We start from the raw sequence: 6,949 nt of genomic DNA, 5'->3' as shown, positions 1-6,949 counted from the left end.
AAAGCTGGTGTGTAGGGTCAACAGCATTAGACCTCTGTGATTCCATTAGTCCAAATTAAAATACACATCTGCACACATTTTTTGCAGCTGGTTAAAAACTACAACCTGCTTAAAATGGTTCCGCTGATGACTTTTGCGGCCGCTTTGCTGGGCTTCGCGCTCGCGCTTCTCTTGCGCGAGCAGGGCGGCTATCCGCGCGTAAGCTATACGGAGATTGTCAACCGGGCAATGCATCCCGCAATTTACAGCCTGCTCATCGTGGTGATTATTGCGATTATTTTTGCAAGCATGAAGCCATCGGTAAGCAGATTCTGGATCACCATTGTTCTGTCGCTCCTTGAGTGTCTGTGGCTTGTCATCAGTATTGCTTCTGCTGTCCCACTCAGCTCAGGGAAGAATTTCAAAGACAAGATACTCAGTGCATTATTGCGGTTTGTATGGTTTATTGACATTATTGCCGTTTGCGTTGGTCAAGCATATCTGCCATTCTTTATCGGCAGTCTGCTTAACAAATTGACCAAATTTATCAGCCAATTCTTTTAAAGCGAAAATCGAGTCTTGAGAAGAGCGGCAATGTTTCCTCGGGTTATGGGGCAGTTCCTGTCAGAGCGGGGCAAAACTGGTTTTGAGATAGCAAAAGACGACTGCATCAAAGGTGCAGTCGTCTTTTTTGATGGAGTGGACCGCTTTTTCGAAAGTTGATTCCCGAAAAGTCCTCAAGTGCGATTTTTTAAAAAAAGGCTTGCTAAGTGAGTAGTTACTCACTATAATACTCTTCAGTTAGTAAGTGAGCAGTTACTCACCAAAAACAACACAAGCAATAACGTACTTTTAACAATAAAGGAGCAAATAATGACTGAAGATAATGACTTGATCCTATTGGACCGGCTCAGCAAGACATTTGGCGACCGGACGATCCTGAATAAAGTCAGCTTAAACCTGCATCAGGGTGAAATCGTCGGCTTGATTGGGCCTTCTGGCGCTGGCAAATCCACCATGATCAAGGTCATGCTGGGAATGGAAAAAGCCGATGGCGGAGAGGCGCTGGTTCTGGGCAAGACCATGCCCAACCGGGACATCCTGGCTGAATTGGGCTACATGGCGCAGGCCGATGCCTTGTATGAAAAGCTGACTGCCCGGGAAAACCTTATCTTTTTTGCCGTCATGAAGGGAATCCCGAAAAGTGAATTGGTTTTGCAGATTGAGCACGCCGCCAAGGTCGTCGATTTAGACCGCAATCTGGATCAGCGGGTCAAGAACTTTTCTGGCGGGATGAAGCGGCGCCTGTCGCTGGCAATCGCCCTCTTGGGCAAGCCGCGCCTGCTCATTCTCGATGAGCCAACGGTCGGCATCGATCCGGCCTTAAGACGGCAGATTTGGCATGAGTTGCGGCGCCTGCGCGATAAGGGACGCAGCATCCTGGTCACGACGCACGTGATGGATGAAGCGGAATTGACCGACCGGGTGGCCCTGCTCTTGCACGGGCAGATCATCGCCTTTGATTCACCGAAAAAGCTGGAGAACGACTACCAGGCAGACACGGTTGAAGAAGTCTTTTTGAAAGCTGAAGCAAAAATGGAGGAAGCAGAAGCATGAGAATCTTAATGATCAGCAAAAAAGTGCTTATCGAACTGGTTCGCGACAAGCGAACCTTGGTCTTGATGTTCGCCGGTCCTTTATTCATCCTCTGGCTGATGAGCGTCATGTTTTCAGCCAGCAGCGACGTTGAAGTTAGCTTAGGCACGGTTGGGGTCAAGCAAAGCGTGGTTAAGGAGCTTGACCAGGTGTCAGGCGTTTCCGTCAAAAAATATTCCAGTTCAGAAAAGGCGCGCCGCGCCTTGAAGAGGGGGCAAGCCGACAGCATTATCGTCAAAGACGGCCAGCGCTATGTCGCGACTCACGCCAACACTGATTCCAGCAAGACGATGTTGGCCAAAAACGCCCTTAAGTCAGCCTTGGTCAAGCAGCAGGTCCAGCAGGCCAAGCAGCAGGGGAAGAAGCTGCAGCAAGTCTTGCTGACCCAGCAGCAGGCAATCGCCAAGCTGAAAATGGCCCTGGCCAAAGCCAGCGGGCAAAAGGCGGCTGCGCCAAGCCAGCAGCCGGCCAAGAACGCTAAAAGCACCAAAGTCAAGCTTGTCAACCACTACCGCTACGGCGACAAGGACACTGGCTACTTTGCCAAAATTGCCCCGATCCTGATGGCCTTCTTCATTTTCTTCTTCGTCTTCCTGATTTCAGGCATGTCCCTGCTCGGGGAGCGGACTTCCGGCACCCTGGACCGCCTGCTGGCCACGCCGGTCAAGCGCGGCGACATTGTCTTTGGCTACATGCTGGGCTATGGTCTGCTGGGCTTTTTGCAGGCAGTCGTCATCACTGTTGCCGGAATTTATCTTTTGAAGATTGAAATCGTTGGCAGTCTGGCTGCCGTGATCACGGTCTGCGTCTTGTTTGCCTTTGTAGCCCTGGCCTTTGGCCTGCTTTTGTCAACCTTTGCCGAATCAGAATTCCAGATGATGCAGTTTATTCCATTGATCATCGTGCCGCAGATCTTCTTCTCCGGAATCGTGCCGATGTCGTCCATGCCGGCCTGGATCCAGGCCGTTGGAAAAATTTTGCCTTTGACCTACGCTGGTGATGCCATGACTGGTATCATTATGAAAGGAAACAGTTTGGCGCAGGCGTCAGGCGATCTGGCCGTTTTGGCAATTTTCTTGCTTGTCTTGCTCGGCCTCAACGTCTTGGGCCTTAAGCGCTATCGAAAGGTGTAAAATGCAATGAGCGATGCGACTATTCTGGATGGCTACCAAAATCTTGTAGCCGAAAAAAAGCTGCCCCAGGGGCAAAAAAAGACGCTCCTGGCCGCGATCGAGCTGTTCAGCGAGCAGGGCTTTGACGGGACTTCCACGGCCCAGATCGCTGAGCGGGCAGGCGTCAGCCAGGCAACGATTTTTAAGTACTACAAGACCAAAAATGATCTTTTGAACGCGGTGATTGAGCCGGTGATCAGTGAGCTCTTGCCCCGCCTTCAGGGCGACTTCATTGCGGACATTGAGGAAAATTCTGCCAATAGCCGGGCGGACCTGGTCAATTTTATCGTTTTCAACCGTTTTGCCTTCCTTAAGCAGAACCGGCAGGTCATCCGGATCGTCCTGCAAGAGCTGCTGACCAAGCCGGACTTTGTCGGCGAGATCGTGCGGGCCTTTCAAGCCCGGCTGGCGGAAAGCCCGCGCCTGGTTGAAAGCAACCTGGGAATTCTTTTGGAAAAGCATCCGGAATACCAGCCCATGGACCTGTTGAGGATCATTGCCGGGCCACTGGCGGCCTACTTTATGCAGCGCTTCGTCTTTTTCCCGGACCGGGAATTTGCTGAGGAGCGCGACTTAAAGCTGATCGCAAAGCAGATCCTGCTCATCTTGAATTAACGAAGGCTTCCAATCCAAATGGGTTGGAAGCCTTTTGCGGTTAGGAAAAATAGCGAAGCCATGGGAGCTAGCGGTATACTAGACAAGAAACTATTCATGAAGGAGGGCGAGCAAGTGAAAAGACACAAATGGCTGCTGGCGGCAATGGGGGGACTGTCTTTGCTGCTGGCGCGGACAGTTCAAGCCAAGACAGGCGAATTGACCCTGTCACAGGCAGCGCGGGTCTACGACGCGCGGGGCATCCCCACCCAGTACTCTTTCAAAAAAGGGGCCAAGGTCGCCTACGCAGGCAAGCCGGCGCGCGCCAAGCATGCCCGCTATTCCTTTTACAAAAACGGCCTTGAGTACGCCCTCCCAGTCGTGACCATCAATCACCGGGCCTACTACCGCTTGGCGGCAGGCACCTTGCTTCTGGCCAGCCGGGTCGGCCGGATCGACGGCCATTTGGCCTACGCGCCCTGGACCACCGTCACCGTCACGACTGCTGACGCGACTTATTCTGACGTTGACATGAAGGTCGGGAAGAAGTACCTCGTGGATGCTTACGGCTACTTTGACTCCAACTTTGGCGAAGAAGGGGGCATGCGCTGGTACCGGGTCAAGGGCACTTCCGGCAAGACGGCCAAATACATTTACGCCGACAACGTTGCTCCTGCCCAGCGCGTGCACCAGATCGACTATGACCGCCTGGGCAAGCTGTGGGTCGGCTTTGATGCCGGCACCGTGGTCTATACGGCCGCGGGGACGGTCCAGGACCTGAAAGGCGGGACCTTGTCGGCCGCGTCGTCCCCTCTGCAGGTGGACCGGCGGATGTACGTCTGGGTCCCAACGCGCAAAGAAGCCGTCCTCTTCTATCACGTCAAGAACGCCATGAGCAAGGTCTACTTTACTGACGGCCACCACTACGGCTATGACAGCCGGGCGGATATTGGCGATGGCCTGGTGCCGGCCTTTTTGGTCAAAAATATTATCTGGTACGGGACCCAGCAGGAGCCGCTTTCCGGCAAGATGCCCGCGATCGTCAACACGCCCCGGCAGGCCAGGAGAGACGCCAAGCCTGCCACTGACAAGCAGCGGGCCGCTTTGAGCCAGCTGCTGGCGGGGAACGAGAAGACCAGCCTGTCCATGACCTACCTTTTGTCCGATGCCCGCCTGCGCGAGAATTTCACGTCGGCGCTGCTTAGCGCCAAAAAGACGGCCCAAAAGGCCAGACCCAACCGGGCGGAAGTCAAGTTTGCCATCTGGCGGCTGGAAAAGGCCAGAGGGGACTTGAACGGGAAAAAGGTCGTGGTCCAGAATCCGATGAAGTTTTCCGTAGCTGAGGAAGAAGCAGTCGCCTCCTTGGTTGAACGGGCCAAGTCGGGCGTCTACGCCAAGCCCCGGGCCTACCTGACTGACCACGACACCAGGCTGTACGTTGAGGACTCAAAGAGCGGGAAAAGGGAAGAGCTGCCATTGACCAGCTTCGTTTCCGGCTTTGACCGGGAGCATCCGCGCTCGCGGAGCAGCGAGACGGAGAGCTCCGCCAACGTCAAAGATATTGCCAAGGATCCGCTGCTGGCCCAGTACACCCAAATGATTTTGTATCAGGACACCAAGACGGCTTTGGTCGCGCGCAAAAAGACGCCGCTTTACTTCAACAAGTCCGGCAAGTACGACTACGTCGACCAGCTGAAGCTTGAGCCAAAAGGAAGCCTGCGGGCCGGGCAGAGCCTGAATCTCTTTGTCGGTCCGGTCTGCAAGCTGGCCGGCCAGTACTACATCACCGTCTGGGGCAAGCAGCCTTACTTCGTCAAAGCCCAGGACGTCTGGCGGGACGACTATTCTAAGTCCAGGCTGTATCAGAAGTACCAAAAGGCCATTCCAAAGTCAGGAAAGGCCATTATCGTTGCCTCTAAAAAGACTTATGCCTACAAGTACGACCGCGACGGCGACCTGGCCAAGCGCGTCAACGTCTTTCACTGGGGCGACAGCGTGCCGGCCACCGAGCTCTATGTGATCAAGCACGACAGCCGCTACTATTATTGCAATGGTCCGCTTGCCTCAATCGTGATTCCATGCGCGAAAGTCTACCTGCGCAAGTACATTACCCGCTAAAAAAGCCTTCATGCCAATTTTGGTCATGAAGGCTTTTGCTTTTTCACTTTAAAATGCCCAAGCGCGCTTTCAGCTGGAGAACTCTGGCGACGGACTGGTCGATCCGCGCTTCCGTGAGCTGGCCATTTCTTACGGCTTGGACCAAGGCGGGGATGCCGGTCTGCCAGTTGCCGCCAAGCAGAATGTCGTTGCCGGCCAAAAGGGCCAGGAGGTCGGGCGACATTCCTTTGGCCTTGGCGTATTCTTTGGCCGCGTCCATCTGCAGGTCGTCCGTCAAAATTATGCCGTCATAGTTCAGGCCTTGGCGGATGAAGTCATGGATTGGAACTGACAGGGAGGCTGGAGCAGCAGGATCAAGGCAGCTGACGATCAGGTGCGAGACCATGATCGACCAGGCCCCGGCCCTGATTCCCTGTTTGAAGGGCTCCAGGTCTTGATAAAAAGCCGCCTTGCTCTTGCGGCTCACCCCAACGCCGGTATGAGTATCGCCCGCGTTGCCGTAGCCGGGGAAGTGCTTGAGGCTGGAAGCGACCTGACAGTCTTGGTAGATTTGGCAGGTCTCAGCCACGAACCTGCCGCTTTCCTTCCGGCTGGCCTTTAGCGTCCGTTCATAAATGAAGCTGCTTGGGTCATCGGCCACGTCGGCGACTGGGGCAAAGTTCCAGTTGATGCCCAAAGTTTTTAGTTGCTTGGCCACCATGGCTGCTTCTTTTCTTAAGCCGGCATGGCCGCTTTCCTGGTAGATCTTGGCGGGGCTAGGGTAGGCGTGGCCAGCGGCAATCGCCGGGCTGGCGCTGAGCCGGTCAACCAGGCCCCCTTCTTGGTCGATCGCGATAAAGAGCCCGTGCCGGCTCAAGCGCTGGTATTCGCGGCATTCTTTTTGCAGGCTGGACTGGGTCTGCCCGGCCAGGTCTTTGCTGAAAAGGAGCACTCCGCCAACTTGCGCGCGGTTGACAGCTTCTGCCATCTCCGCGAAGTCGCCCGTGCTGTCGATCAAGTAGAGCTGGGCAATTTTTTCTTTCAGGGTCATCTGTTTGAGCTGCTGCATCTTTTTTCTCCTGGCCACTAATTCATTGCTTGTTTCAGCTTTAACTATACCACCTTTGACAAAAAGAAATATTTTTCATAAAGGGTAAGATTTTGCTTTGATTATTGCAAAAAGGATAAACGATTTTATAATTTTATGATCAAAACGCGGAAAAGAAAGGGCTTACAAGGAGGGAAGTGGCGTTGTCAGGCCTGGCCAAACTGATTCAGCAGCTCAAACCATAAGTGCAGGCTATTGTATAGCGTAAAAGACAGTGCTATTATCAAAGGCAAGGAGAGGCTAAATCAGATCTCCCTTCTTAGTTGCTGAATGTGGCAAGCGACAGCCGGTTTTCGAAGAATATTGCGGCTGGCGCCTGCAGGATCGGCCAAAGAAGAAAGCT

6 protein-coding genes are annotated in these 6,949 nt (G+C 53.8%); 5 read left to right on the top strand and 1 reads right to left on the bottom strand.

Annotated elements, in window-relative coordinates; genetic code table 11:
* Window positions 1-126 precede the first annotated feature (126 nt).
* The 5 genes from OCH80_RS05280 to OCH80_RS05260 all read left to right on the top strand — a co-directional run bounded on the left by OCH80_RS05280 (window position 127) and on the right by OCH80_RS05260 (window position 5,519).
* The gene (locus OCH80_RS05280) at window positions 127-543 is read left to right on the top strand and encodes a hypothetical protein (protein ID WP_404538587.1); all 417 of its coding nucleotides are present in this window, start codon (window positions 127-129) and stop codon (window positions 541-543) included.
* A gap of 309 nt (window positions 544-852) precedes the next feature.
* Entirely contained in the window at window positions 853-1,596 is a 744-nt protein-coding gene (locus OCH80_RS05275) for an ABC transporter ATP-binding protein (protein WP_404538584.1), read from the top strand.
* On the top strand, window positions 1,593-2,768 hold the full coding sequence (locus OCH80_RS05270; protein ID WP_404538581.1) for an ABC transporter permease: 1,176 nt from the start codon (window positions 1,593-1,595) through the stop codon (window positions 2,766-2,768). Before OCH80_RS05275 ends, OCH80_RS05270 begins: the two co-directional genes overlap by 4 nt.
* Before the next feature lie 6 nt (window positions 2,769-2,774).
* Window positions 2,775-3,422 carry a TetR/AcrR family transcriptional regulator gene (locus OCH80_RS05265; RefSeq protein WP_404538578.1) on the top strand — a complete coding sequence of 216 codons (648 nt, stop codon included), beginning with the start codon at window positions 2,775-2,777 and terminating at the stop codon, window positions 3,420-3,422.
* A gap of 114 nt (window positions 3,423-3,536) precedes the next feature.
* Entirely contained in the window at window positions 3,537-5,519 is a 1,983-nt protein-coding gene (locus tag OCH80_RS05260; RefSeq protein WP_404538575.1) for a hypothetical protein, read from the top strand.
* A 43-nt stretch (window positions 5,520-5,562) separates the two neighbouring features.
* Here the strand turns inward: OCH80_RS05260 and OCH80_RS05255 are convergent, their stop codons facing one another.
* A complete protein-coding gene (locus tag OCH80_RS05255; RefSeq protein WP_404538572.1) occupies window positions 5,563-6,567 on the bottom strand; it encodes a glycoside hydrolase family 3 protein in 1,005 nt (334 codons plus the stop codon).
* Window positions 6,568-6,949: the final 382 nt, after the last annotated feature.

This window comes from Lactobacillus sp. 23-2 (assembly GCF_044902225.1).
In the GTDB taxonomy this organism is placed as follows: Bacteria; Bacillota; Bacilli; order Lactobacillales; family Lactobacillaceae; genus Lactobacillus; species Lactobacillus absianus.
This window is presented reverse-complemented; position numbering and strand designations above follow the sequence as displayed.

Coding starts and splice junctions, on each gene's coding strand:
- OCH80_RS05265 (WP_404538578.1), top strand. CDS start 2,775: ATGAGCGATGCGACTATTCTGGATGGCTACCAAAATCTTGTAGCCGAA.
- OCH80_RS05270 (WP_404538581.1), top strand. CDS start 1,593: ATGAGAATCTTAATGATCAGCAAAAAAGTGCTTATCGAACTGGTTCGC.
- OCH80_RS05280 (WP_404538587.1), top strand. CDS start 127: ATGACTTTTGCGGCCGCTTTGCTGGGCTTCGCGCTCGCGCTTCTCTTG.
- OCH80_RS05275 (WP_404538584.1), top strand. CDS start 853: ATGACTGAAGATAATGACTTGATCCTATTGGACCGGCTCAGCAAGACA.
- OCH80_RS05255 (WP_404538572.1), bottom strand. CDS start 6,567: ATGCAGCAGCTCAAACAGATGACCCTGAAAGAAAAAATTGCCCAGCTC.